This is a genomic window from Rhodoblastus sp. 17X3 (assembly GCF_030056575.1).
Lineage (GTDB): Bacteria > Pseudomonadota > Alphaproteobacteria > Rhizobiales > Beijerinckiaceae > Rhodoblastus.
Genome location: NZ_JASHHX010000012.1, coordinates 86,386 through 109,441 on the forward strand (window position 1 = coordinate 86,386; position 23,056 = coordinate 109,441).

General features: G+C 62.7%; 28 protein-coding genes, 1 tRNA gene and 1 pseudogene. 18 read left to right on the forward strand and 12 right to left on the reverse strand.

Going from position 1 to position 23,056, the window contains the following annotated elements:
* The first annotated feature begins 77 nt into the window (after window positions 1-77).
* Together QM467_RS12520 and QM467_RS12525 are read left to right on the forward strand one after the other, a co-directional pair.
* The gene (locus tag QM467_RS12520) at window positions 78-458 is read left to right on the forward strand and encodes a tautomerase family protein (RefSeq protein ID WP_283366666.1); all 381 of its coding nucleotides are present in this window, start codon (window positions 78-80) and stop codon (window positions 456-458) included.
* A 69-nt stretch (window positions 459-527) separates the two neighbouring features.
* Entirely contained in the window at window positions 528-722 is a 195-nt protein-coding gene (locus QM467_RS12525) for a hypothetical protein (protein ID WP_283366667.1), read from the forward strand.
* A 103-nt stretch (window positions 723-825) separates the two neighbouring features.
* Here the strand turns inward: QM467_RS12525 and QM467_RS12530 are convergent, their stop codons facing one another.
* Window positions 826-1,815 (reverse strand): quinone oxidoreductase family protein, encoded by a 990-nt coding sequence (locus QM467_RS12530; protein ID WP_283366668.1) that lies wholly within the window; start codon window positions 1,813-1,815, stop codon window positions 826-828.
* Between the two features lie 99 nt (window positions 1,816-1,914).
* On the opposite strand from QM467_RS12530, the gene QM467_RS12535 reads away from it, so the two are divergent.
* The 3 genes from QM467_RS12535 (at window position 1,915) to QM467_RS12545 (ending at window position 3,475) form a co-directional block, all read left to right on the forward strand.
* Window positions 1,915-2,313 carry a winged helix-turn-helix transcriptional regulator gene (locus QM467_RS12535; protein ID WP_283366669.1) on the forward strand — a complete coding sequence of 133 codons (399 nt, stop codon included), beginning with the start codon at window positions 1,915-1,917 and terminating at the stop codon, window positions 2,311-2,313.
* 108 nt (window positions 2,314-2,421) lie between these two features.
* Window positions 2,422-2,880, forward strand: coding sequence for a nuclear transport factor 2 family protein (locus QM467_RS12540; RefSeq protein WP_283366670.1), 459 nt, complete (start codon window positions 2,422-2,424; stop codon window positions 2,878-2,880).
* 52 nt (window positions 2,881-2,932) lie between these two features.
* Window positions 2,933-3,475, forward strand: a complete 543-nt coding sequence (locus QM467_RS12545; protein ID WP_283366709.1) for a TetR/AcrR family transcriptional regulator — start codon at window positions 2,933-2,935, stop codon at window positions 3,473-3,475.
* A 6-nt stretch (window positions 3,476-3,481) separates the two neighbouring features.
* Here the strand turns inward: QM467_RS12545 and QM467_RS12550 are convergent, their stop codons facing one another.
* The 3 genes from QM467_RS12550 to QM467_RS12560 form a co-directional block, all read right to left on the reverse strand.
* The gene (locus tag QM467_RS12550) at window positions 3,482-4,258 is read right to left on the reverse strand and encodes a molybdopterin-binding protein (RefSeq protein ID WP_283366671.1); all 777 of its coding nucleotides are present in this window, start codon (window positions 4,256-4,258) and stop codon (window positions 3,482-3,484) included.
* Window positions 4,255-5,115 carry a cytochrome b/b6 domain-containing protein gene (locus tag QM467_RS12555; protein WP_283366672.1) on the reverse strand — a complete coding sequence of 287 codons (861 nt, stop codon included), beginning with the start codon at window positions 5,113-5,115 and terminating at the stop codon, window positions 4,255-4,257. Before QM467_RS12555 ends, QM467_RS12550 begins: the two co-directional genes overlap by 4 nt.
* 74 nt (window positions 5,116-5,189) lie before the next feature.
* The gene (locus tag QM467_RS12560) at window positions 5,190-5,435 is read right to left on the reverse strand and encodes a pentapeptide MXKDX repeat protein (RefSeq protein ID WP_283366673.1); all 246 of its coding nucleotides are present in this window, start codon (window positions 5,433-5,435) and stop codon (window positions 5,190-5,192) included.
* Window positions 5,436-6,057: 622 nt separating this feature from the next.
* Here QM467_RS12560 and QM467_RS12565 point away from each other — a divergent pair.
* Window positions 6,058-6,543, forward strand: a pseudogene (locus QM467_RS12565) (thioredoxin family protein); the annotation flags it as partial.
* A gap of 69 nt (window positions 6,544-6,612) precedes the next feature.
* Here QM467_RS12565 and QM467_RS12570 read toward each other — a convergent pair.
* Entirely contained in the window at window positions 6,613-7,233 is a 621-nt protein-coding gene (locus tag QM467_RS12570; protein ID WP_283366674.1) for a CGNR zinc finger domain-containing protein, read from the reverse strand.
* 140 nt (window positions 7,234-7,373) lie between these two features.
* On the opposite strand from QM467_RS12570, the gene QM467_RS12575 reads away from it, so the two are divergent.
* The 4 genes from QM467_RS12575 to QM467_RS12590 are packed head-to-tail and all read left to right on the forward strand — an operon-like array spanning window position 7,374 to window position 10,280.
* Window positions 7,374-8,258 (forward strand): alpha/beta fold hydrolase, encoded by an 885-nt coding sequence (locus tag QM467_RS12575; RefSeq protein WP_283366675.1) that lies wholly within the window; start codon window positions 7,374-7,376, stop codon window positions 8,256-8,258.
* Complete coding sequence (locus QM467_RS12580) at window positions 8,255-8,689, forward strand: nuclear transport factor 2 family protein (RefSeq protein ID WP_283366676.1); 435 nt, start codon at window positions 8,255-8,257, stop codon at window positions 8,687-8,689. The genes QM467_RS12575 and QM467_RS12580 overlap by 4 nt, the downstream gene beginning before the upstream one ends.
* Window positions 8,686-9,480, forward strand: coding sequence for an SDR family NAD(P)-dependent oxidoreductase (locus QM467_RS12585; RefSeq protein WP_283366677.1), 795 nt, complete (start codon window positions 8,686-8,688; stop codon window positions 9,478-9,480). The genes QM467_RS12580 and QM467_RS12585 overlap by 4 nt, the downstream gene beginning before the upstream one ends.
* Window positions 9,481-9,494: 14 nt before the next feature.
* Complete coding sequence (locus QM467_RS12590) at window positions 9,495-10,280, forward strand: haloacid dehalogenase type II (RefSeq protein WP_283366678.1); 786 nt, start codon at window positions 9,495-9,497, stop codon at window positions 10,278-10,280.
* 127 nt (window positions 10,281-10,407) lie between these two features.
* Here QM467_RS12590 and QM467_RS12595 read toward each other — a convergent pair whose 3' ends face one another.
* Entirely contained in the window at window positions 10,408-10,950 is a 543-nt protein-coding gene (locus QM467_RS12595; protein ID WP_283366679.1) for a carboxymuconolactone decarboxylase family protein, read from the reverse strand.
* Window positions 10,951-11,065: 115 nt separating this feature from the next.
* Here QM467_RS12595 and QM467_RS12600 point away from each other — a divergent pair, with 115 nt between their 5' ends.
* Window positions 11,066-11,968, forward strand: coding sequence for a LysR family transcriptional regulator (locus QM467_RS12600; protein WP_283366680.1), 903 nt, complete (start codon window positions 11,066-11,068; stop codon window positions 11,966-11,968).
* A gap of 48 nt (window positions 11,969-12,016) precedes the next feature.
* On the opposite strand, the gene QM467_RS12605 is transcribed toward QM467_RS12600, so the two are convergent.
* On the reverse strand, window positions 12,017-12,544 hold the full coding sequence (locus QM467_RS12605; protein ID WP_283366681.1) for a hypothetical protein: 528 nt from the start codon (window positions 12,542-12,544) through the stop codon (window positions 12,017-12,019).
* 231 nt (window positions 12,545-12,775) lie between these two features.
* Here QM467_RS12605 and QM467_RS12610 point away from each other — a divergent pair, with 231 nt between their 5' ends.
* Window positions 12,776-13,858: a tyrosine-type recombinase/integrase gene (locus QM467_RS12610; RefSeq protein ID WP_283366682.1), complete on the forward strand. Its 1,083-nt coding sequence runs from the start codon at window positions 12,776-12,778 to the stop codon at window positions 13,856-13,858.
* A 365-nt stretch (window positions 13,859-14,223) separates the two neighbouring features.
* Window positions 14,224-14,496 (forward strand): hypothetical protein, encoded by a 273-nt coding sequence (locus tag QM467_RS12615; protein WP_283366683.1) that lies wholly within the window; start codon window positions 14,224-14,226, stop codon window positions 14,494-14,496.
* A 237-nt stretch (window positions 14,497-14,733) separates the two neighbouring features.
* Here QM467_RS12615 and QM467_RS12620 read toward each other — a convergent pair.
* Window positions 14,734-14,809, reverse strand: a tRNA-Phe gene (locus QM467_RS12620).
* Between the two features lie 139 nt (window positions 14,810-14,948).
* A complete protein-coding gene (locus QM467_RS12625) occupies window positions 14,949-15,314 on the reverse strand; it encodes a hypothetical protein (protein WP_283366684.1) in 366 nt (121 codons plus the stop codon).
* Between the two features lie 292 nt (window positions 15,315-15,606).
* Between QM467_RS12625 and infA the strand changes: the two genes are divergently transcribed.
* From infA to QM467_RS12650, 5 genes are all read left to right on the forward strand, one after another.
* On the forward strand, window positions 15,607-15,825 hold the full coding sequence (gene infA, locus QM467_RS12630) for a translation initiation factor IF-1 (RefSeq protein ID WP_243068646.1): 219 nt from the start codon (window positions 15,607-15,609) through the stop codon (window positions 15,823-15,825).
* A 21-nt stretch (window positions 15,826-15,846) separates the two neighbouring features.
* The gene (locus tag QM467_RS12635) at window positions 15,847-16,494 is read left to right on the forward strand and encodes a Maf family nucleotide pyrophosphatase (protein WP_283366685.1); all 648 of its coding nucleotides are present in this window, start codon (window positions 15,847-15,849) and stop codon (window positions 16,492-16,494) included.
* Window positions 16,494-16,703 carry a DNA gyrase inhibitor YacG gene (locus tag QM467_RS12640; protein ID WP_283366686.1) on the forward strand — a complete coding sequence of 70 codons (210 nt, stop codon included), beginning with the start codon at window positions 16,494-16,496 and terminating at the stop codon, window positions 16,701-16,703. Before QM467_RS12635 ends, QM467_RS12640 begins: the two co-directional genes overlap by 1 nt.
* A gap of 142 nt (window positions 16,704-16,845) precedes the next feature.
* The gene (gene ilvC / locus QM467_RS12645; RefSeq protein ID WP_283366687.1) at window positions 16,846-17,865 is read left to right on the forward strand and encodes a ketol-acid reductoisomerase; all 1,020 of its coding nucleotides are present in this window, start codon (window positions 16,846-16,848) and stop codon (window positions 17,863-17,865) included.
* A gap of 381 nt (window positions 17,866-18,246) precedes the next feature.
* Entirely contained in the window at window positions 18,247-18,690 is a 444-nt protein-coding gene (locus QM467_RS12650; protein WP_283366688.1) for a nuclear transport factor 2 family protein, read from the forward strand.
* Here QM467_RS12650 and QM467_RS12655 read toward each other — a convergent pair whose 3' ends face one another.
* The 3 genes from QM467_RS12655 to QM467_RS12665 form a co-directional block, all read right to left on the reverse strand.
* Window positions 18,691-20,478 carry a tetratricopeptide repeat protein gene (locus QM467_RS12655; protein WP_283366689.1) on the reverse strand — a complete coding sequence of 596 codons (1,788 nt, stop codon included), beginning with the start codon at window positions 20,476-20,478 and terminating at the stop codon, window positions 18,691-18,693.
* Between the two features lie 95 nt (window positions 20,479-20,573).
* A complete protein-coding gene (gene nadC, locus QM467_RS12660) occupies window positions 20,574-21,431 on the reverse strand; it encodes a carboxylating nicotinate-nucleotide diphosphorylase (protein ID WP_283366690.1) in 858 nt (285 codons plus the stop codon).
* Window positions 21,428-22,990, reverse strand: a complete 1,563-nt coding sequence (locus QM467_RS12665) for an L-aspartate oxidase (protein WP_283366691.1) — start codon at window positions 22,988-22,990, stop codon at window positions 21,428-21,430. The genes nadC and QM467_RS12665 overlap by 4 nt, the downstream gene beginning before the upstream one ends.
* Window positions 22,991-23,056 lie beyond the last annotated feature (66 nt).

Genomic DNA, 23,056 nt, shown 5'->3' on the forward strand with positions numbered 1-23,056 from the left:
ATATTAATATCGATAGCATACCAAAATGAAAACGCGGCGTCTAATGTCAGTCCCAGAGAATTTGGAAAGGACCCGCGATGCCGCTCGTTCACATATCGCTGCGCGCCGGAAAGCCGGAAGCCTACCGGCAGGCGATTTTCGACGGCCTCTACCGCGCGATGCGCGAAACGTTCAGTGTGCCTGAAGACGATCGGTTCATGACGATAACGGAGCATGACGCCGCAAACTTTCGCTACAGCGCGTCTTACCTCGGCATCGCCCGAAGCGACGATCTCGTGCTGATCCAGATCACCGCGAACAACACCCGGACCACGGAACAGAAGAAGACCCTGTTTCGTCGGATTGCTGAGCTGCTCGGCGAAAGCCCCGGCATCCGTCCAGAGGACGTGTTCGTGAGCCTTGTCGAGGTCGCCAAAGAGAACTGGTCCCTCGGCCACGGTCTGGCGCAATACGCCTGAGGCGGCCTGATCAAGCGTCATGGCCGCCCCCTCGCAAAGGCTCGCATGCCCGCATTGGAGGCGTCAGAAATGCTTATTCACATGCGCAATCAGATAGGGATGCTCGCTGGCCGGCTGACCGGAGCCATCGTGCGCTTGCGCCATGTCAAAGCTGCAAAGATAACCAACGAGTTCCCGGGCTCTCGTTGGTGCGATCATATCGAGCGCGAGATCAACAACCAGATCATCGACGGCCACCCGTGGGGCGGAAGCCTCTGGCGGTGACCTCGATCGGCGCGATCCGGTCGCACGAAGGGCCGCTTGACCCGACGCTGACGATCGCGGCCGAAATGAACGTCGGCGCTGGGTGAGGATCCGCCGCCCCTCATCAGGCAAGCAGCAACAACTTGCCCATGGTCGTACGATTCTCCAGCGCCCGGTGCGCCTCCGCCGCCCGCTCCAGAGGAAATGCGCCGCCGATGTTCACGTCCAAGCCGCCGGCGGCGATCAGATCGAACAAATGGCGCAGATCACGCCCAAGCGCTTGCGGCGTGAGCAGAGGCGCGAAGGCGAAGCCGGTCATCGACTGATTCTTGAAGATCATCCCGAGCAGCTCCGGCGCGCCAAGGGCGAAGCTGTGAATGTTGAGCGCGCCGTAAATGACGATGCGGCCAAGCGGCGCGAGCGCGGCGAGACTATCGGCCAGCACTTTGCCGCCGACGGATTCGTAAATCACATCCGGGCCTGCGCTCCCGGTGGCGCGGCGTAATTCATCGAGCCAATCGGCTTTTGTGTAATTCACCCCGGCGTCGGCGCCGCGCTTTTTGGCGAATTCAAGCTTTTCGTGCGAACTCGCCGCCGCGACGATGGTTTTTGCACCCGCCTTGCCGGCCATTTGCACGAGCAGCGAACCGACGCCGCCGGCCGCGGCGTTGATCAGGATGTTCTTGCCCTTCGGATCCGCCTGACGGATCAGATACAAGGCGGTCAGGCCCTGAACCTGCACGGCGGCGGCGATTTCGAAAGAAATGTCGTCCGGCAGAGGAACCGCCAGAGCCGCTGGAAGAACCGCATATTCGGCATAGGCGCCGGTGATCGAGCCGGCGGCGAATAACGGCGCCGCCACGCGCTGGCCGATCGACAGGCCTGAGACGCGGGGGCCCAGCGCAGCGATTTCGCCGGCGCCTTCCGAGCCGAGCACGGCGGGAAGCTCTGGCGTCACCACATATTTGGCCTGCCGGGCGAGGGTTTCGGCGAAATTCACGCCAATGGCCCGCAACCGCACCAGAATTTCGCCTTCGCCCGGCGTCGGCGTCGTCCGTTCGATCGATTCGAGAACGTCGGGACCGCCGAAACTTTTGATCTGGATCGCACGCATGGAGAACCTCTTCAGTCCGGTTTCATCGCGCGCAATCTAGATTTATGATGTGGCCCGGAACTACGAACTCTTTCGTGCGCTACACACCGGAAGGTGAGCATGACCGATCCCATCAAGCGCCTGCCGTCCCTACCTGCCGAGCGCGCCCTGAAAGTCATCGCCGGGCGGTGGAAGCCGATCGTTCTCTACCACCTCTATGGCGGCCCGCTGCGCCTTTCCGAATTGCAGCGCTTGATGCCGGCAGCGAGCCAGAAGGTGCTGATCCAGCAATTGCGCGAAATGGAAGAGCACGGAATCGTTCGCCGCGAGGTTTTCGCCGACGTTCCGGTCCGCGTCGAATATAGCGCCACGCCGCTCGGCGTCAGTTTTCAGCCGGTATTGCTGGCTTTGTGCGAATGGGGCCGTCACCACGCGGCTGAGCTTGACGAACTCGACCGGCTGAGCGAATGCGCCATGGGACCGACCTGGGCGAAACCGCACGACGAAGCCGCCGAATAATCTGTTTTCGTAAAAGCACGAGACCGCTTGCAGCGGAGGGCGGGTCGGCGCTTGTCATTAGTGTACTGCTTGGTACAATACAAACTAGACAGTACACGAGGATGTCCCATGTCGATCAAGCCTCCTTTCACGCGCGAAACCGCGATCCAGAAGATCCGCTTGGCGGAAGATGGCTGGAACAGCCGCGATCCGCAGCGCGTGTCGCTGGTCTATACGCCTGACAGCATCTGGCGGAACCGCGCGGAATTTCCGCGCGGCCGCGAGCAGATCGTCGAATTTCTGACCCGCAAATGGTCGCGGGAGCTGGATTATCGCCTGATCAAGGAGCTTTGGGCTTTTGGCGAGGATCGGATCGCGGTGCGTTTCGCCTATGAATGGCATGACGATTCCGGCCAATGGTTTCGCTCTTACGGCAACGAGAATTGGGAATTCGACGGCGAGGGCCTGATGCAGCGGCGCTTCGCCTCGATCAACGATCTGCCGATCAAGGAAAGCGAGCGCAAGTTCTTCTGGCCGCTGGGCCGCCGACCGGATGACCATCTGGGACTTACCGACCTCGGGCTTTAAGGCGTTTTGTCACGTGGCGCGATTGGTCCACGAAAAATCCGACGTGGTGCCGATGATCGCGGAAGTGTTTCGCGAATTTGGCTATGAGGGCGCCTCGCTCGGCCGGATCACCGAGCGCACGGGGCTGGGCAAGGGCAGCCTCTATCACTTCTTCCCCGGCGGCAAGGTGGAGATGGCGCGCGAGATTCTTGCCCATGTCGATCATTGGTTCGTCGAAAATGTCTTCCGGCCGCTGGAGCGCGACGCCCCGCGCGAAGCGATCGAGGGCATGTGGGCCGCGACAGCGGATTATTTTCATTCGGGGCGGCGAATCTGTCTTGTCGGCGCTTTTGCCCTGGATGAAACACGCGAGCCTTTCGCCTCTGAAATCAGGATTTATTTCGCGCGATGGATCAAGGCGTTGCGCGGCGCAATGGCGCGCGGTGGCGTTGATGCGCGCGAAGCGCGTCTGCTCGCCGAAGCCGCGGTCGGCGGCATTCAGGGCGCGCTGGTGCTCGCGCGCGCCATGAACGATCCGAAACTCTTTACGCGGCGGCTCGTCCACATGGCGGATGAGATCGACCGCGCCCTGTCCGCAGCCAAGAGCCCGCGCTGAGCGCCCTCAGATTCCCGCATACCATTCGTAGCCGCGATCCGGCCAGAAGCCGCCCTTGCCGCGGCCAAAGCCGTCGAGCCGCTCCACCAATTCGATTCGCATCACATATTTGGCCTGCTTGTATCCTAGCTGCCGTTCGACGCGCAGCCGCGCCGGCGCGCCATGGCCGACCGAGAGCGGCGCGCCGTTGAGGCTATGAGCGAGAATGGTCTGCGGATGAAAGGCGTCGACCAGATCGATACTTTCGTAATATTGGCCGGTTCCATCGTCTGCGCGCTCGTAGAAATCCGCGCAATGGAAGACGACGAAGCGCGCCGCCGGCAGCGGGACCGCGCGCTTGAGAATTTCCGCGAGCGGCGCCCCTTGCCATTGGCCGATGGCGCTCCAGCCTTCGACGCAATCGTGCCTGGTGATTTGCGCGCGCTGCGGCAGGGCACGGAGATCGGCGAGCGACAGGGACAAGCGATTGACCACCAGTCCATCGACGGCCAGCCGCCAGCCGGCGAAATTCTCGGCGAGCAAAGCCTCATATTCCGGCGTGTCGGGCCGGTGCGTGCCATTGACCTTGAAGTCGGGCGAAATGTCCTTCGCGGAAAATTCCCGCGCCAGCGCGTTGCGGCCGAGCAGGCGCTGCGCGCCATAGGTCAGATATTGCGCGTCGCCGATCAGTTCTTCGAAGCTCGGAACATCGGCGAGGCGGCCGGAAACGGCCAGTGCGGCGGCGCCGAGGCCGATGGCGCCCAGGCCGAGAAATTTACGGCGCGGTAGAAGAATCGGGCTCACGGGGTTTCCTCCGGAAGAATTTTGAGTTTGCCGGTTATCATCGAGCGAATTTCATTGATCGGACCGGCGAGAACGACCATGAGCAGGTGGACGACGATGAACAGGACGATGAGATTGGCGGCGATGAAATGCAGCGTGCGCGCCGATTGCCGACCGCCGAACAGATCGACGAGCCACGGAAAGATCGCGTCCATGCCGGGCGACATGGTCATGCCGGTCAACGCGACCAAGGGCAGCACGATGCCGATCAGCCCAAGATAGGCGATCTTTTGCAGCGGATTGTAATGGCGTGCGGCCTCGCCTTGCGGAAATTGCAGCTTGAAATGGTGGACAATATCCCGCAGCAGCGCCTTCGGCCGCAATTGCGCGCCGTTGGGCAGCAGGTCGCGGCGCAAATGGCCGCTGGTCAGACCGAAGAGGTAATAGGCGGCGAGATTGCAGACAAAAAGCCATGCGAAGAAAAAGTGCCAGCGCCGGGCAAGCCCCAGGTCGCGCGGACCGGGTAAGGTCGCCCAATAGGGAAAGGCGCGTTCATGCCAGTCGCCATCGGCGTCCCGGACTGCGCCAAGCACGCCGGTTGTTTCGAAACGCTTGTCGCCGAAACGGATGAATCCGTGAGGCGTGTCGGCGTCGCTTGAGGTCGCGCCGATCTCAAAAGCGGCCGGGTCGCGGTCCGATCCAGATTGCCCCCAATAAAGCGCTGGATGGGCCATGAAAATATTCAGGCCACTCATCAACAGGCCGAATATGCAGATGGCATTGACCCAATGGGTGACGCGTGTGACGAGCGCGTGCCGCGCGACGAAAATCTTCTTTCGCGTTTGGGCGGCCGCCTGAAGCGGGAGAACGTCTGTCATGATGACAACCTGACAAGAATTGGAGTTGGGGCGCCCGCGCGGCGAGACGCGCATTGGGCGCCCCGAAAGGCGCCTTACTTGTCGCCCTTCATCGCATCGCCCTTCATGGCGTCGCCTTTCATCTTGTCGGCCTTCATAGCGTCGCCTTTCATGGCGTCGCCTTTCATCTTGTCGCCCTTCATGGCGTCGGCCTTCATGGCGTCGCTTTTCATGGCGTCGCCCTTCATCGCATCCTGCGCAAAAGACGGGACGGCGAAGATCGCCGCCGAGGCGAATAGAGCGCAGGCGGCGAAGCGGGTGGCGAGGGTCTTGGTGTTCATAGTCTTCTCCTGTTTCAAACGATGCGGCGGCGCCGCGTGGGTTTCCGACATCCCGGACGAGGGACTGCGACACGACAGGTCGTCGGCGCGATCTCGATCCGCGAAGGGGCGGCGCCAATGACCGGAGCTTTGTACGCCTCGGCCATTCGATGACGGATTCACTTGCGGTCGCCCTCCGTCACCTCCCCTTACGGAGGCGATATGGAATTTGTTTCGCGGAGCGGCGCTCATTTTCGCGCGGCGGGGCGCGCCGAGCTTTCTTATAACCAATTGTTTTAACGTTATTTACTGAATTATATCGCGTTCCGCAGGCCGCGCGGCGCGCGCCAAAAAAGACTTTCCCGGAATCTGAAACAATAGGGAAAGCCCCGGTTTCCTTGAAATAATCTGATGCAGTCCCCCTGCTTCGTCGCCAGCGATGTAACGCGAACCGATCGCCGTTCGTAACGACATGCAGACGCCGCGCCGCGGCGCGAGGAGTTCTCCCATGACGACGAAACAGCACTCTTTCTCGGCGCCCATTATCGGGACGTCTGGATCCAATCCGTCTTTCACCCGACGGCAGAGCCTTGCCGCCACGCTCGCCGTCGCCGCGGCTTTCGGCCTCGGCGTCGAAGGCGTCCGCGCGGCTGAAGAATCCCTTCCGGTCGAGGGTGCGATGCCGCCGCTGGCGACTGGCGGGCTTTGGATTAATTCCGCGCCGCTGACCCGCGAAGCCTTACGCGGCAAGGTCGTGCTGGTCGATTTCTGGACCTATTCCTGCATCAATTGCCAGCGCACGCTGCCTTATGTGCGTGATTGGCACGCCAAATATCGCGATCGCGGCCTCGTGGTGATTGGCGTGCACACGCCGGAGTTCGCCTATGAGAAGGACGCGGACAATGTCCGTCGCGCCGTAGCGAAATTAGGCATTTCCTATCCGGTCGCTCTCGACAACGACTATGCCAACTGGCGCGCCTACGGGAATCAATATTGGCCGGCCTTTTATTTTGTCGACGCGCAGGGCCGGATCCGTCGTCGCCATTTCGGCGAGGGCGAATATGAGCGCAACGAAGCCGCCATTCGCCAATTGCTCGCCGAAGCCCGCCAAGGCGCCGGCGCGGGCTGAACGCGGCGTCCGGTCGCGGCGAAGCCGCACGCTGATCATAACCTTATTACGATCTTTAACAGGTTATGATCAGCCCGAAGGACTCCTGCGGCGATAAGCCGCCTGTTTGGCGCGATTGCCACACATGGCCATGCTGCACCAGCGCCGCGCCTTGCCGCGCGTCGTGTCGAGGAACAGCAGAGTGCAGCCCTCGCCCTCGCATTGTTTCGTCTGAACGAAATCGGCCGTGCAGACCAATTCGGCCATCGCGGCGGCGATGGGCTGCAGAAGAGCGGCCGGCGTCGGGTTGGCGCGCCGCTCCGCCAGCAGGAAGGGTGGAGACGCCCCGGGCGCCCGAACGATCTGGCTGTAACGCGCGTCGCGGGCGAGGACGGCGTTGAGCGGGGCCAAAACGTCGAGATCTTCAGGCTTGAGGCTTTTCCGCAGGCGCGGCGTGACAAAGTCGCGAAACCATTCGCGCAAGGCGCGGGCCTGCGCCGCCACGGCGTCGATCTCGCCTGGAGCGGCGCGCCGCCGCACCGTTTCAACATCGTCCGGCGTCACAAGACGCGCGGCTTCCATCCAGCGCAAGAAAGCCTCGCCGTCTTCGAGCCAGTCCAACACGACAGCGCCGGGTGTGGCTTTCGTATTGAGGAAATCGAGTCCGGCGGCGTCGGCGACGAAAAGGGCGGGAGGCAGCGATTGTTTCACTTTGCGAAAAACTCCTTTTCGCGGCAGGCGGCGCTTTTCTGAGCATGACCGCTCCGGACGCCGTTGACAAGTTATGCTTCTGCTCATAACCCTATTGACGTAATTTAAACGGTTATTCCATTCGTTCAAGGAGCCTCCCTATGTTCCCCGTCCGCTACCAAACCATCAATGTCGACGGCCTCGACATTTTCTACCGCGAGGCCGGAGCGGCCGAAGCCCCGGTCCTGTTGCTGCTGCATGGTTTTCCCAGCGCCTCGCACATGTTCCGCGATCTGATCCCCCTACTGGCGGAAAGATTCCGGCTCATTGCTCCTGATCTTCCGGGCTTCGGCCAATCCGCCCAGCCGCCGCGCGAGGCGTTCGCCTATACATTCGACGCCCTCGCGGATGTCATGGCCCGTTTCACCGAAAAACTCGGCGTGACGCGTTACGCCGTTTACGTGTTCGATTATGGAGCGCCGGTCGGTTTGCGCCTCGCGCTGAAAAATCCCGAGCGCGTCGCCGCCATCGTGACCCAGAACGGCAACGCCTATGTCGAGGGCGTTTCCGAGGCCTTCGCTCCGATCAAGGCCTATTGGGACGCGCCGAACGCGGACAACCGCAATGCGCTGCGGGCTTTCCTCGCGCCGCAAACCACCCTGTTTCAATACACACAAGGCGCCGCCGACCCCGCGCTGGTCTCGTCCGACGGCCGCAATCTCGACGATTTCTATCTGGCCCGTCCGGGCAATGACGAGATCCAGCTCGACCTGTTCCTCGACTATCGAAGCAATGTCGTCGCCTATGAGGCGTTCCACGCCTATTTCCGCGCGCATAAGCCGCCGCTGCTTGCAGTCTGGGGCCGCAACGATCCGTTCTTCGTGCCCGCGGGCGCCGAAGCCTTCAGGCGCGACCTGCCCGATGCGGAAATCCGCTTCTACGACGCCGGCCATTTCGCTCTGGAAACCCACGCCCGGGAAATCGCCGAGGCGATCAAGATCTTCCTCGCCAAAGTCTTCGCCTGTGAAATGGGAGCCGCGGCATGACCGAAGCGCTGCATCTGATCGCCTCGCTGCGTAGCGAGAATGTCCAGTCAATTTCGATCGTCCGCGCCTTTTATGAGCGGCTCACAACCGGCGACGTGGACGGTCTCACGGCGCTGCTGGCGCCGGACCTGGAATGGACTGAATTGGAAAGCTTTCCCTATTACAGCGGCACGTGGCGGACACCGGACGAAGTGCTCGAAAAGCTGTTGGTCCCGCTCTCGCGCGACTGGGCGGATTTTTCGGTCCGGCCATCGGAATTTATCGGGGACGCCGATCGCATTGTGACCATCGGCGCCTATGCCGGCGTCCATCGCGCCACGGGCAAGGCCATGCGCGCCGCTTTCGCGCATCTCTGGCGCGTGCGTCAGGGCAAGATCGTGCGTTTCGATATGGTCGCCGATGCGTCGCCGATCCTGAGCGCCATGGCATGAGCCCGCTCACTCACGACGCGCGGTCGGAATCGGTCGCGCTGGTCACCGGCGCAAGTCGCGGCATCGGCCGCGCCGTCGCCCGCCGTCTGGCGGAGGATTTTTCCGCGGTGGTCGCCGTCGCTCGCAGCGCCGGCGACTTGGAGGAAATCGCCGCAGCCATCGAGGCGGCCGGCGCGCGCGCTTTTCCGCTGGCGCTCGACCTGCGTCAACGGGAAGCGCCGGGGCAAGTGGTTGCCCGGACGCTCGAGAAATTCGGCCGCATCGACGCCTTGGTCAATGTCGCCGGCGCCGTGCCGCAGAAGGATCTCTTCGTTCTGACAGACGAGGAATGGGAGGACGGCCTGGCGCTGAAATTCCACGGCGCGCGGCGGCTGACCTTGTGCGCCTGGGACGCGCTGAAGGCTGCGAAAGGCGCCGTTGTGCTGACCTCCGGCGCCAGCGCGCTGGCGCCAAAGGCTTCGCTGGCGGCCGTGGCCACGATCAACGCCGCCATTTCGGCGCTGGCCAAGGCGTTCTCCGAGCGCGGGATCGAGGAGGGCGTGCAGGTCAACAGCCTGCTCCCTGGCCCGGTCATGACCGACCGCCGCCGCTCCATGCTGGCCCTCTATGGTGCGGCCCATGGGCTATCGCTGGAAGCCGCCAGTCAGCGCTTTATCGATGAGGCCAGAGTCAGCCGTTATGGCGCTCCGGAGGAAATCGCCGAACTGGTCGCTTTTCTGGTGTCGCCGGCGGCGCGCTGGATGACCGGCGTCGCCGTCCGCATGGATGGCGGCGAAGCCAAAGCCGTGTGACAAGGAGACTTGCGATGACCGAAAATCCCATTGGCGGCGGCGCGATCAGCCGTCGTCGGCTGCTCACCCGTGCCGGATCCGCTGTCGCCGTCGTAGGAATAATCAGCGACGTTGCGCCGGCGGGCGCTCGCGCGGGCCGGGCGAGCGCCGTCGCCTTCGACGCCTTCACCATTTTCGATCCGCGCGCGCCGGCTGCCGCCGTCGAGGAATGCTACCCCGGCAGGGGCAAGGAGATCTTCGCAATCTGGCGCTCCCGTCAGTTCGAATATTGCTGGCTCAGGACGCTGAACAGGGATTATGCGGACTTCCGGCACGTCACGGAGGAGGCGCTGATTTTCGCCTGCAAGTCGGCGAAGGTCGAATTGGACGCCTCGGCGCGGGCCAGACTGATGGACGCGGCGTTCGCATTCAAACCCTGGCCCGACTCAGTCGCCGCATTGAGGTCCATGCGAAATGCCGGAATCCGCCTCGCTTATTTGTCAAACCTCACTCCCGAAATACTCGCAGGGCTGAGCGAAGCGGCGGGAATCGCGGACCTGTTCGAGCATCGCCTGAGCACCGATCTGGTGAAGGCCTTCAAACCCGATCCTCGCGCATATCAGATGGCGGAGACGGCGTTTGATTTGTCGAGAGACAGAATTGTCTTCGCCGCCTTTGGCGGTTGGGACGCTGCGGGAGCAAAAGCCTTTGGCCTCACCACCTTCTGGGTGAACCGTCTCGATGCGCCGCTGGAGGAACTGGGCGTGCGGCCGGATGCGATTGGAACCGACCTCGTCGAACTGGTGAAATTTGTTGGCTAGCGTCGCGACGCCAACGACAATGTGGATGGATGATCGGCGAAGCCCGCCTTCGCCGGGAGGGGAGCGAAGGCGGGCCGAAACCGGCGGCAAGGTGCGTTTCAAGTCCTGCCGCCGGATCGTTTCGCGGTCAGGCCGCGTCGGCGTCGGCGACCGCCGGGAAGTCAATTTCCGTCTTGGCGACGTTGTTGTAGAAATTGGTCAGGACGTTCAAAGCGACATGGCCGACAATGTCGAGGATCTCGGCGTCGGAAAATCCGGCGGCGCGCACAGTCGCGAGATCCGCGTCGGCGACCTTGCCGCGGGTCTCCAGGACTTGGAGGGCGAAGCGCAACGCCACGCCCGCCTTCGGATCGGACGAGGCGCCTTTGCGGTTGAGGGCGATTTCGGCCGCATCGAGATGGGCAAGATTGAGCGCAATATAACTATGCGCGGAGAGGCAATAATCGCAGCCATTGGCCTGCGCGACAGCAATCGCGATCCGTTCGCGGGTCTTGGCGTCCAATGTCTTTCTCAGCGCGCCGGACAGGCCGGTCAGGCCCTCGAGCGCGGCGGGGCTCTGCGCGACAAGGCGGAAAAGATTGGGAACGACGCCGAACTGGTTGTGAACGGCGTCGAGCATGGGTCGCGCGGCGACGGGCGCCATTTCGGGGGTCGGAATAGTAAATCTCATCTATATCCTCTCGATCTGGCGGGACTGGCTTCGGTCGCCATGAGAGAAATGTATTATAGGTCACGAAAATGAGTAGAGCCGGAAGTATAGAATCACAATTGCGAAAGGCAAGAAAATGGACCGCGTCGAGGCCATGGGCATATTTGTCGCCGTCGTGGAGACGGGCAGTTTTTCCGGCGCCAGCCGCAAGCTCGATCTGTCCCTCGCGACCGTCAGCCGCAAGGTCGCCGATCTGGAGGATCATCTGAAAACGCGGCTGTTGACCCGCTCGACTCGCAAGATCGCGGTCACGGAGGCGGGCCAGAATTTCCTGGTCGCCAGCCGGCAGATTCTGGAGCAAATCGAGGAGGCAGAGCGCGCCGCCGCAGGCGAGTTTTCAGCGCCCCGGGGCGACTTGACGCTTACGGCGCCGGTCTGTTTCGGTCGCTTGCATGTTGGGCCGGTGATCCACGACTTTCTCGCGACTTTTCCCGAGATCAACATCAAGCTCATTCTGTCCGACCGGAATCTGCATCTCATCGACGACCACGTCGATCTGGCGATCAGGATCGGCGCGCTGCCGGACAGCGCCATGATGGCGACGCGCCTGGGCAGCGTCCGCCATATCCTTTGCGGCAGTCTCGCCTATTTCGCCGGCCGTGGCGAACCGAACACGCCCGGCGACCTTGAGGGCCACGCCTGCATCACGTTCGATGCGTTGGACTCTCCGAAAAGCTGGACGTTCTGCAACGAAGGAAAATTGCTGGAGCAGCCGGTGCGAAGCCGGTACGTCGTCGACGGCGCATGGGCGGCGATCGACGCGGCGGCGGCCAATCTGGGCGTCGCGCGCGTCCTGTCCTACCAAGCGGAAGCCGCGATCCAGTCTGGCGCGGTCAAGGAAATATTGGCGGATTACGCGCCCGATCCGCTGCCAGTCAATTTCGTCTACGCAGGCCAGGGCCTGATCCCCATCAAGACCCGCTGCTTCATCGAATATGCGGCGCCGCGCATCCGCAAGTCTCTGGCGGCTGCAAAATAGAATGAGGCTCCCGATGGGGAGCCTCATCACGCGCTGGAGATATTGCGTTCAGCGTTTTCCGCAGATTTCTCCGGTATTGACGTCGATAAGATCGTCGGCGCCGGCGAAACTGCCCAGAATCTGCGCGCCATTCGCCGGAACGCAAGTCCGGGACGGCTGGGATGTAATTTCCGAATGCGCCTGCATCGCGCGAGGATTGACGTTCTTCCCGCCGGTCTTGGCGACGGCGACTTGGGCTCCAAACAACATGAAAGCGGCTAAGCCAAGGGCGACGTTGTTGGCAATGTTGCGGCTATACCAAGAAGTGTTTTTCGTATTACGGCTGAACATATTCGTCTCCTGAGTAACGGGTACAGTTACAGGATCGCCAGATCTATTGCGGATCCTCACGGGAGAATACGAACCACCACTTGAATCGTTACAGATGAACGGCTTCTGAATTGATAATGTGAATTTCGATTTCTGAAATAATGAATCTGCGTCATGAAAAAAGTTGCGCGGGATCGGAATGCCTGTTCGATGCTGGGGCGAAAAGCTTCGACGTGGCGCGCAGATTTTCGTAATGAGCAGATGCATGACACCGCGCGGACAACCGTGAATTTCCGCTCGTGACGCAGCATTGCCGATGCCGGTGCGGCCGATGTCTATAGTAAACCGGACCTTAGGCCTGCGACCGCTCACCGCCCGGCAGGGACCTTGCCGGCGCCTTCGGCGGTGGTCCGCTCTCCGCCGATAAGGGCCGACCGCGCTACAAACCGCATGTCTTTTTTGGGTCCTTGAAATTCAAACCGGGATACCGCTGAAATTTTGACGCTTTATGCCATTTCTTCGCCGCAATTGATCGAACATGGAGTTTCATATGACGAGATCAACGCCCCTGATTTTGAGAGCGTGTCGTGTCATGCATTCGGCATGAAGAAGAACCTGAGCGTCAAGCTTCTCGACAACCTCAAACCTCGCGCGGACCGACGTTATGAGGTCCGCGACACGTCCTTGCCAGGCTTCGGCATCCGTGTTGCCGTCACGGGCGGCAAGACGTGGTTCGTCATGGGGCGTGTAAGCGATAAGCAGCTTCGCCATACGATCGGGACTTATCCGATCATTTCGCTGGCCGAGGCGCGGAACGTCGCGCGAACCATTTTGCGTGACATGCAGCTCGGGACTTATGAGAAGCCCGAGGCGAAGACGAAGCCGGCGACGCTTGGCGATGTGATGAAGGACTTCATCGACATTTACGCCAAGCCGAAGAACAGGAGTTGGAAATCGCAACAAGCCACCCTGCGGAAATTTGCATCGCTGGAAGATCGCCCAATTGCTGAAATCACCCGTGCAGACGTAGTCAAGGTCTTGGATCAGGTCGCGACCAACGGCGCGCCGACCGGAGCAAATCACGCCATGGCCGTCATCAAGAAGCTTTTCGCTTGGGCGTTGGACCGCGGCGTCATCGAAAACCATCCGATCGCGGGCATGAAGGCCCCGGCGAAGTCAAGGTCGCGCGATCGGATTTTGACCGATGACGAGATCAAAGGATTGTGGGCCGCGACTGCTGACATTGGCTTTCCGTTCGGTCCGGCCTATCAGCTTCTATTGCTGACCGGTCAGCGCCGAGGCGAAGTCACCGGCATGAAATGGTCGCAACTGGACTTTGTGCGCGCCGTCTGGACCATTCCTGCCGAAATGGCGAAGAATGGACGTGCGCATGAAGTTCCACTGTCCAGCATGGCGCTGGATATCATTAAGGCCATCCCGAAATTCGTCGGGTCCGATTATGTCTTTACGACCACAGGCAGGACGCCGATTTCCGGATTCGGGCGCACCAAGGATCGGCTCGACCTCGCGATGGGGACAGGGGCAACGAGCCGCGTCCTGATTGAGAACGAGGTCGGATGAAGGGGGCAACCGCTGGACTTTCAGCCAACAATACGAAGGGCTGGCGTCCCCCGGGATTACTCGAACACCCGACCTACGGTTTAGGATTTCGATGCTCCGTGGGGGAATGGTGCCGGGTGAGGGGATCGAACCTGCGACCTTTGGTTTACAAAACCGCTGCACTACCGCTGTGCTACGCCGCCCATACCGGCATCGAACTAGCTGCACATTCGGTACTTGGTCAGACCGCGCGGCGTCTAAGCGCTTGACCCGATTCGTCTACGCCTCACCAGTCACCGAAACCCGCTAGAAGATCCGGGATTTTCCCTGACACGCCCTCGTTCCTCATCTTAATCGTCTGATCGTCCGACAAAGGAGGGACGATCATGGCGACCACGACGAAGGCCCTGACCGGCAAGCCGATTTCCGCCGCGAAGCCCGAGGTGAGTGCTCCTAAGACCGCGGACACGGTTAGGCTCAAGGCGATCTGCGCGGAGATGAAGCTCGATCCACGCCTTGCGCGCGAAAAGCTCCGAATCGCTGCGTACGAGCCGAAAAAATTCCCCGAACTGGCGAAAGCCCATAAGCCGCGCTCGGGTTGGGAATGGGTGAAGCGTTCTCAGGCTGAAAAGGAGGCGCGAGCCGCGCTCACGGCCTGATTCGATCGGAAATCGTCGCAAGGCCGGGGGGCGACCTCGCCGTTTGTGGTGGTCAAAATTCCCTACGTTCAAAATTCCCTGCGTTGATGATTTTGACGACTACCACTCCAGGCGCAAACCCTTTCTGCCTGTTTCATTCAAGCGCGCGGCTTTTGTAACCCCGGTGAAACCCAAGGCAAAACGCGAGTCTTAGTGCGCTCAAGGCGAGGTCGTAAGTTGCTGATTTTATGGGATAAATGGTGCCCAGGGGCGGAATCGAACCACCGACACTGCGATTTTCAGTCGCATGCTCTACCAACTGAGCTACCTGGGCGCTTCGACGGCGGGCCGTCGAGGTTCGGGCCTTATAGAAAGCGATTTGCGGGTTGTCCAGCCCTCAAGTGGCGAAGAGGGGCGTCCATTTCAATTTTATGTCGTGGCGCGATCATGTCCTGGCGCGGCCCGGCGCCTGCTCAGCGCGAAGATGTGAGCCGCCGGGCGTTGGCGCGGACTTTCCGGCGCGCCGGACGCGTCGCGGCGGCGGCGACGTCCATCATATGGCCGGCCACGGCGACCGGATGGTTCTGACCCGTCATCACCCTCAGGGCCACCTTGGCGCTTTCAAGGGCTCCCGCTTCCGCTCCCTGCGAGGCGGCGCGCAGTTTTTCCGCCACCATCACATGGGTCTCACGATGGGCGCGCTTGTCTCCGAAACCGGAGGCCGCGGCGGCGATGATCGGCATGCGGGCCGAAACGGTCGCGACCGTGGCGATATAGACTTCGATCAGCTCGAACCAGGTGCGGATCAGGCGACTTTGCAAAACCAACAGATCACTCATCCCGAAAACCTTCAGTGTTGCCGAAAAGTCTTGGGCGGTCCTACCCCTGCGCGCCATTGGCAGGCGCGTCGCAATTTGTTATAGCGCGGCGAGTTGAGCGGGCGCGTTTGGCGGATTGGATACTGCGAACCCGCCGCCCAGGCAACCCATCCTGGACGAGCCAAGCTGTTGCCGATCGAACTATCATGCTTGCGTCTGTCTATGATGGCAACGCGACTTCCGACCTATCCCGTGATCCGCCGCCTTTCCGGCGCGGGCGTTCAACCGGGGCGCGAGCAATGCAAGGACCCAGATGTCAAAAGAAGAATTATTGGAATTTCCCGGCGTCGTCAGCGAGTTGCTGCCGAACGCGACTTTTCGGGTGACGCTCGAAAACGATCATGAAATCATCGCCCATACGGCGGGCAAGATGCGCAAGAACCGCATCCGCGTCCTCACCGGTGATCGCGTGCTGGTTGAAATGACGCCCTATGATCTGACCAAGGGCCGGATCACCTATCGCTTCAAATAGGCCACCCTGTTCGGAAAGCCCGTGACCTCAGAGCCGAAATTCCGTTCCGCGCGCCTGGCGCTCGCCTCCGGCTCGCCGCGCCGGCTGGCTCTGCTGCAACAGATCGGGCTTGAGCCCGACGCGCTTCTGCCCTGCGATCTCGACGAATCGCCCGGGCGCAACGAATCGCCGCGCAAGCTCGCGGCGCGCCTTGCGCTGGAAAAAGCCCGCGTCGGCGCAAAGACGGCGGCTGGCCGAGCCGAGCTGCAGGGCGCCTATGTCGTCGCCGCGGACACGGTGGTCTGCGTCGGCCGGCGCATCCTGCCGAAATGCGAAACCAGCGAGGACGCCGATCTCTTCCTGCGGCTGCTCTCGGGACGGGCGCACCGCGTCTATACCGGCGTGACGGTGATCGACCCCTCGGGGCGCGAGCGGTCGCGGCTGGTCGAGGCGCGGCTGCGGTTCAAAAGGCTGTCGGGCAAGGAGATCGCCGCCTATGTCGCCTCGCGCGAATGGCATGGCAAGGCTGGCGGCTACGCCATCCAGGGTGTCGCCGGCGGCTTTGTGGTCAAGCTGGTCGGCTCCTATACCGCTGTGGTCGGGCTGCCGCTCCACGAGACCATGGCGCTGCTCGACGGGCTGGGCTTTCCGGTCTCCGAGGCCTGGACGCAGCCCGGGGTGGTCGCCTGATGGCCGAGAAGGCGACAACGCGGGCTCCAGCCTGCTCCATGTGCGGCAAGCCGGTCGATCCGGCTTACAGGCCCTTCTGCTCCAAACGCTGCGCCAATCTCGACCTGCACCGCTGGCTGAAAGGCTCCTATGTCATCGCGGGGCAGACCGAAGCCGAGGCGGCCGACGAGCCTTTGGCCGAGCGCGACGCCTCCCAGGACGATTTCTGAGCCCGGAACAAGCCGGAAGCGGAGCCGGAAGGCTTATTTTTCGCCGCTTTCCTTTGACGCGACGGGCTTCTGCGCTTATTAGGCCTCATCGAAATTCAACTGCGGCGGCGCCCGCGCCCCATCAAACCCGGAAAGCTGCAAAATGCGCGTTTATTACGATAGCGATGCCGACATCAATCTGATCAAGGGCAAGAAGGTCGCCGTGGTCGGCTACGGCTCGCAGGGCCACGCCCATGTCCTGAACCTGCGCGATTCCGGCGTGAAGGACGTCGCGGTCGCCCTGCGCGTGGGCTCCGCTACCGCCGCCAAGGCGGAAGGCGAGGGCGTCAAGGTGATGAGCGTCGCCGATGCCGCCAAGTGGGCCGACGTCCTGATGATGCTGACGCCGGACGAACTCCAGTCCGACATTTACAGCGCCGACATTGCGAACAACATCCGTCCCGGCGCGGCGCTGCTGTTCGCCCATGGCCTCAACGTCCATTTCGGCCTGATCGAACCCCGCAAGGACATCGACGTGCTGATGGTCGCGCCCAAGGGCCCCGGCCATACCGTGCGCGGCGAATATCTCAAGGGTGGCGGCGTGCCCTGCCTGATCGCCATCCATCAGGACGCCTCGGGCAACGCCCATGACATCGGCCTGTCCTACGCCTCCGCGATCGGCGGCGGCCGCTCGGGCATCATCGAGACCACCTTCAAGGAAGAATGTGAGACCGACCTGTTCGGCGAGCAGGCCGTGCTCTGCGGCGGCCTGGTCGAACTGATCCGCGCCGGTTTCGAAACCCTGGTCGAGGCCGGCTATGCGCCGGAGATGGCCTATTTCGAATGCCTGCACGAAGTGAAGCTGATCGTCGACCTCATCTATGAAGGCGGCATCGCCAACATGAACTATTCCATCTCCAACACGGCGGAATGGGGCGAATATGTCACCGGCCCGCGCGTCATCACCGCCGAGACCAAGGCTGAGATGAAGCGGGTGCTGAACGACATCCAGACCGGCAAGTTCACGTCCGAATGGATGCAGGAATATCGCGCCGGCGCCGCCCGCTTCAAGGGCATCCGTCGCGTCAACGATTCGCATCAGATCGAGGAAGTCGGCGCCCGCCTGCGCGGCATGATGCCCTGGATCGGCAAGAACAAGCTGGTCGACAAGGCCAAGAACTGAGCCGTATCGAGAGCTGAACGAAATCTGGAGCGCGCCCGCGAGGGCGCGCTTTTTCTTTGGGGCGCTTTGGATGCAGACTCGTTCGAGCGCAGTAACATTTTGTTTTTCAGATCATTCGTCCCCATGGCCCGCTTCTGAGGCTCAAGCCTGTCGCCTAAATTGGCAATTCCGGCTTTTTCGTATATTCTACAAGCACATATGCTTTGGGGATCGTTCGCAGTCGCTGCGGGCGAGCTGAAGCGGGAGTTTTTTCAGTGAAAGGAAACCAATAGTGCGGATTTTATATTTAAGCTAAAAACGATCGTTTTTTGTATCATTATTGCGGTTGAAAATTTGTGGCGACCAATAAAATTGGCAAAATAATAAATTTAATGGAATGATATGAATCTTGAAGATTTAACTCCAGAGCAACGGCTCGCCATCGTCCGGGAAATTTACGCAAAGCGCGCGCGCGGAGACAATGAGCCTGGGCTTTTTTTCTTCCACGATAACGCGACGTATCGGCTGCTTGGCTCGCGCGCCTTGATCCCCGCCGCGGGCGTGCGGGTCGGCAAGGACGAAATTCGCCAGGCCTGGCGCGCCTTCGATATTGATTTCGAAATCGTGAATTTCGTCGTCGAGGATTTCGTCGTCGACATGCCGCGCACGTCCTACATGTCGTGGCAGATGACTTTGCGCCATCGCGGCACAGGCGTCGTGGTCGAACTCGAAGGCGTCGATCGCCTCAAGTGGCGCGACTTCAAAATCATCGACTGGACACGTTATTTCGATACTGCGCTGGTCGCCGCCCTCAGGCAGGGCGAGGAAGGCGATCCCAACGCATGATCAGCCGCCATTGCCCGTGACGTTATGAGCCGCGGGCGGCGGCGTGGGCGCTTCGCCGGCTTGACCGGGCGAATCCGGCAGGCCGTTCTCGATCTTGTCGAGAATCTTCGGCAGATCTTCCTTTTCAGGGTTGAGATCGCGCGCGTGGTTCCACTGGAATTTGGCGTCGAGCTTACGCCCGACACGCCAATAGGCGTCGCCGAGATGGTCGTTGATGACCGGATCGCCCGGCTTCAGTTCGATGGCGCGCTCCAGCAGGCGTAGCGATTCATCGAAATGGCCGAGCTTGTAATGGGCCCAGCCGAGCGAGTCGACGATATAGCCGTCCTCGGGCTGCAATTCGACAGCGCGGCGCAGCATCTTAAACGCCTCGTCGAGATGCAGGCCCTGGTCGACCCAGGAATAGCCGAGATAATTCAGGACCAGCGGCTGTTCGGGGTAAAGCTCCAGCGCCTTTTGCAGATCGGGCTCGGCCTTGTCCCAAAGCTTGGCGCGCTCGTAATCGACGCCCCGGAAATAATAGATCGCCCAGCGGCTCTTCTCTGTCGGGCTGGTCAGCGCGAGGACGTGCGTATAGGCGTCGGCCGATTCGACGAATTGCTTGTGCGTGCGCAATACGTCGGCAAGAGCGGAGAAGGCGTCGACGTTCTGCGGGTTCTCGGCGACGATTTCGCGCAGGCGCTTGATCGATTCGTCGGACTTGCCCATGGCGTCGAGCAGGAGAGCGATGCGGACATCGGTGGTGACGCGCAGCGGGCTGGCGTCCGGCACCTCGTCGTAGATTTCGATCGCCGATTCATATTGCTTGATCTTGGTATAGGCCTCGCCCAGCGTATCGAGGGCGAGCGCATTATCCGGCGCCAAAGCCAGGGCCAGGCGCAGGAAGACGATCGCGGCGATCTCATCGCCCTGCCGTCCCGCGGCGGCGCCCAGGCCATAGGCGCCGAGGCCGTAGAGGACCTCGGCCGCGCCGGCGTTGACGTTCTTGACCATCGGCTCGAGCTTCTTGCCCGTGGCGAGATCAGCGAGGGCGGCCAGCACGATGGGATTGCGCGGCTGGACCTTGGCGAAGGCGAGATAGACTTCCTTCGCTTCGTCCGTCTTGCCCTGCCGCGATAGATTGCGCGCATAAGCGTCCACCAGCCGCAGCGTGGTCTGGTCGCCCGCATAGGCGGCCTTGAGCCGGGCGCCGGCCTCCTGCGTCCGTCCGGCGACGTCGAGCATCAGTCCGGCGTGGAAATCGCGAAACACGGCGAAGCTTGGGTCGCTCATGGTGTCGACGAGCGCCAGCGCCTTCTTCGTCTCGCCGGAGCCGACATAACTCCAGGCAGTGAGCAGGATGGTCGTGAGGTCGCGCTGGGCGACGGCGACGCCGGCGTTCAGCTGGTTGCGGGCGGCGGCGAAGGATTTCGCCTTGAAGTCGCGCACGGCCAGAGTCAGGCGGGCCGAGGAATTGTGGGAATCGCGCGCCACAAGCTTCTGCGCCAGCGCGAAGGCGTCCGGCATGTCGCCATTGGCGAGCGCGGCGACGAAGGCGCGCTGAATCAGCTCGCTATTATTGGGGTCGGAGCGCAAGGACTCGCGCAGGAAGGTCGAGGCCGCCAGCGTGTCATGCTCTGCCTCGGCGACGCGCGCGGAGAGATAGTTTCCGGCTGGGCTTTCGCCGACCTCGAAGGGCGCCGATATCTCGACCGCCTGTCGCGCCTGGCTGGGGAAAGGGAGAAGGCCGAATGCGATGGCGAGGCCGAGCGCGACCTTCTTGTTCACGGAAGCGGATTTGAATTGCACGAAACCGGACTTTCCCAAACGCGCGGCGAGTCGCGCGCTTTTCGATGTTGGACCCGAGGAAGATGGCGTTTTTACGCCGTCAGGGCAAGGGCGGCTCAGCCGATTTCAATATCCAGGCCAAGATCAAGCACCGGCGCGGAATGGGTGAGGGCGCCGGAGGAAATCAGGTCAATGCCGGTTTCCGCGACCTCGCGCAATCCGCCCAGATGAATGCCGCCGGACGCCTCCGCCTTCATCCGGCCGCCGATCATCGCCACGGCCTCGCGCAATTCCGCCGGGGTCATGTTGTCGAGCAGGACAGCGTCGGCGCCTTCCGATAGAACCTCGCGCAGCTGGTCGAGCGTGTCGACTTCGATCTCGATCTTGACCAGATGGCCGACAAAGGCCTTGGCCGCACGCAGGGCGGGGGCCACGCCGCCCGCGACCGCGATGTGATTGTCCTTGATGAGGACGGCGTCGTCCAGGCCGAAGCGGTGATTGACCCCGCCGCCGCAGCGCACCGCATATTTCTCGAAGGCGCGCAGGCCGGGCGTAGTTTTCCGCGTGCAGCAGATTTTGGCCTTGGTCGCCGCGACGGCCTCGGCGTAATGGGAGGTCAGGGTCGCGATTCCGCATAGCCGGCCAAGGAAGTTCAAGGCGACGCGCTCGGCGGAAAGAATGCCCCGGGCGGACCCCTCGATCCGCGCCAGCACGGCGCCGGGCGCGAAATGATCGCCGTCCTGCGCCAGAGCCTCGAAGCGCAGGGTCGGATCGACCAGTTCGAACGCCTTGCGGGCGAGGCCGAGTCCGGCCAGCACGCCGGGCTTTTTGCGCGCGGCGATGACGGCCCTTGCCTGGGCCGAGGCCGGAATGGTGGCTTGCGAGGTGATGTCGCCGGCGCGGCCGAAATCTTCCGCGAGCGCGGCGCGCACGGCTTCTTCGACCAGATGGGGATTGAGTTCGGGCAGGTTCATGCGGCCTCGGAAGCGGCGACGGTGCGGGCGAGGCGCAGGGCCTCGTCGAGCGTGATGACGGAACGATGCGCCTGGGCGGGATCGGCCGACGGGAAATCGGTGCGGAAATGGCCGCCGCGGCTTTCGCGGCGCAGATAGGCGCTGGCGGCGACGAGAAGCGCGGCCTCGGCGCGGTTGCGCAGATCGGCGGAGCCTTCGGCCAGCGCCTTGTCGCGCAGGGCGTAAAGGGCGCGCAGGGCCTCGCGCAGGCCGACAGCGTCGCGCAGCACGCCGACATGGCGGGACATGATGCGGCGCACTTCCGTCACGCTCTCCGCGTCGGCTCGCGCGGGCGTTTCGGCCGGCGTTACGGGCTGTGGGGCCTTGGGGGCAGGCAGGCCGGGCAGGGTCTCGGCGATGTCGCGCGCGACGCGGTCGGCGAAGACGACCGCCTCCAGCAGGGAGTTGGAGGCGAGGCGATTGGCGCCATGCAGGCCGGTCGAGGCGACCTCGCCCGCGGCCCACAGGCCGGGCAGGGAAGTCCGGCCCTTCGCGTCGGTCCAGATCCCGCCCATGTGATAATGTTCCGCCGGGGCGATCGGGATCGGCTGGCGGGCGGGATCGACGCCGGCTGAGCGGCAGGTCGCCGCGACATTGGGGAATTTTTCCGCGAAGGCGGCGCCGACCGCTTCCGTCGCGTCGAGAAAGGCGCCGCGCCCGGCGGCGATTTCGGCGAAAACGCCGCGCGCCACGACGTCGCGCGGGGCAAGCTCGGCGTCCTTGTGCAAGGCGGGCATGAAGCGTTTGCCGGCGCGATTGACCAGAATGGCGCCTTCGCCGCGCAATGCTTCGGTCGCCAGCGGCGCGGGGTCGCGGCCGATATCGATGGCGGTCGGATGGAACTGCACGAATTCGGCGTCGGCGATGCGCGCCCCGGCGCGCGCCGCGAAGGCCAGAGCCGCGCCATTGGCTTGCGGCGGATTGGTGGTCAGGGCGTAAAGCGCGCCGATGCCGCCGCTGGCGAGAACGGTGGCCCGGGCGGGAAAGGCGCGCAAGCGCCCTGAGGCGTCGCGGGCCAGAACCCCGGCGACGCGGCCAGACTGGAGGATCAGGTCCTCGGCGACGAGATTTTCATGGATCGTGATGGAGGGCGTGCGCCGCACGGCGGCGATCAGGGCCTGCATGATGGCGGCGCCGGCGCCGTCGCCCTTGACCCGCACGATGCGTCGCGCCGAGTGGGCGGCCTCCCGCGAGGGGGTGAGATTGCCGGCGGAATCGTGATCGAAGGGCGCGCCGATGCGCAGTAGGTCGTCGACGCGCGCCCGCGCCTCGCGGGCGACGGACAGAGCGGTTTCATCGTCGACAATGCCAGCGCCGGCGGCCTTGGTGTCGGCGGCGTGAAGCTCCGGACTGTCGCCTTCGGCCACTGCGGCGGCGATGCCGCCCTGGGCCCAGACGGACGAGGCGCCCTGGCCAATGGGCGCGGCGGCAAGAATGGCGACCGGGCGCGGCGCCAGTTTCAGGGCGCAGAACAGGCCGGCCAAACCGCCGCCGACGATCAGGATGTCGGGTTCTGACATTTCAGGCCTCCTTCTCTCCAGCGCCAAGGAGCGCCGCGCGGGAGAGCGCTCGGAAGAGCGAAAGAC

Bases quoted from the DNA above. Each gene is read 5' to 3' on its own strand.
- QM467_RS12520 (WP_283366666.1), top strand. From the start codon at position 78: ATGCCGCTCGTTCACATATCGCTGCGCGCCGGAAAGCCGGAAGCCTAC.
- QM467_RS12525 (WP_283366667.1), top strand. From the start codon at position 528: ATGCTTATTCACATGCGCAATCAGATAGGGATGCTCGCTGGCCGGCTG.
- QM467_RS12530 (WP_283366668.1), bottom strand. From the start codon at position 1,815: ATGCGTGCGATCCAGATCAAAAGTTTCGGCGGTCCCGACGTTCTCGAA.
- QM467_RS12535 (WP_283366669.1), top strand. From the start codon at position 1,915: ATGACCGATCCCATCAAGCGCCTGCCGTCCCTACCTGCCGAGCGCGCC.
- QM467_RS12540 (WP_283366670.1), top strand. From the start codon at position 2,422: ATGTCGATCAAGCCTCCTTTCACGCGCGAAACCGCGATCCAGAAGATC.
- QM467_RS12545 (WP_283366709.1), top strand. From the start codon at position 2,933: ATGATCGCGGAAGTGTTTCGCGAATTTGGCTATGAGGGCGCCTCGCTC.
- QM467_RS12555 (WP_283366672.1), bottom strand. From the start codon at position 5,115: ATGACAGACGTTCTCCCGCTTCAGGCGGCCGCCCAAACGCGAAAGAAG.
- QM467_RS12560 (WP_283366673.1), bottom strand. From the start codon at position 5,435: ATGAACACCAAGACCCTCGCCACCCGCTTCGCCGCCTGCGCTCTATTC.
- QM467_RS12575 (WP_283366675.1), top strand. From the start codon at position 7,374: ATGTTCCCCGTCCGCTACCAAACCATCAATGTCGACGGCCTCGACATT.
- QM467_RS12580 (WP_283366676.1), top strand. From the start codon at position 8,255: ATGACCGAAGCGCTGCATCTGATCGCCTCGCTGCGTAGCGAGAATGTC.
- QM467_RS12585 (WP_283366677.1), top strand. From the start codon at position 8,686: ATGAGCCCGCTCACTCACGACGCGCGGTCGGAATCGGTCGCGCTGGTC.
- QM467_RS12590 (WP_283366678.1), top strand. From the start codon at position 9,495: ATGACCGAAAATCCCATTGGCGGCGGCGCGATCAGCCGTCGTCGGCTG.
- QM467_RS12595 (WP_283366679.1), bottom strand. From the start codon at position 10,950: ATGAGATTTACTATTCCGACCCCCGAAATGGCGCCCGTCGCCGCGCGA.
- QM467_RS12600 (WP_283366680.1), top strand. From the start codon at position 11,066: ATGGACCGCGTCGAGGCCATGGGCATATTTGTCGCCGTCGTGGAGACG.
- QM467_RS12605 (WP_283366681.1), bottom strand. From the start codon at position 12,544: ATGCATCTGCTCATTACGAAAATCTGCGCGCCACGTCGAAGCTTTTCG.
- QM467_RS12615 (WP_283366683.1), top strand. From the start codon at position 14,224: ATGGCGACCACGACGAAGGCCCTGACCGGCAAGCCGATTTCCGCCGCG.
- QM467_RS12625 (WP_283366684.1), bottom strand. From the start codon at position 15,314: ATGAGTGATCTGTTGGTTTTGCAAAGTCGCCTGATCCGCACCTGGTTC.
- infA (WP_243068646.1), top strand. From the start codon at position 15,607: ATGTCAAAAGAAGAATTATTGGAATTTCCCGGCGTCGTCAGCGAGTTG.
- QM467_RS12640 (WP_283366686.1), top strand. From the start codon at position 16,494: ATGGCCGAGAAGGCGACAACGCGGGCTCCAGCCTGCTCCATGTGCGGC.
- ilvC (WP_283366687.1), top strand. From the start codon at position 16,846: ATGCGCGTTTATTACGATAGCGATGCCGACATCAATCTGATCAAGGGC.
- QM467_RS12650 (WP_283366688.1), top strand. From the start codon at position 18,247: ATGAATCTTGAAGATTTAACTCCAGAGCAACGGCTCGCCATCGTCCGG.
- nadC (WP_283366690.1), bottom strand. From the start codon at position 21,431: ATGAACCTGCCCGAACTCAATCCCCATCTGGTCGAAGAAGCCGTGCGC.
- QM467_RS12665 (WP_283366691.1), bottom strand. From the start codon at position 22,990: ATGTCAGAACCCGACATCCTGATCGTCGGCGGCGGTTTGGCCGGCCTG.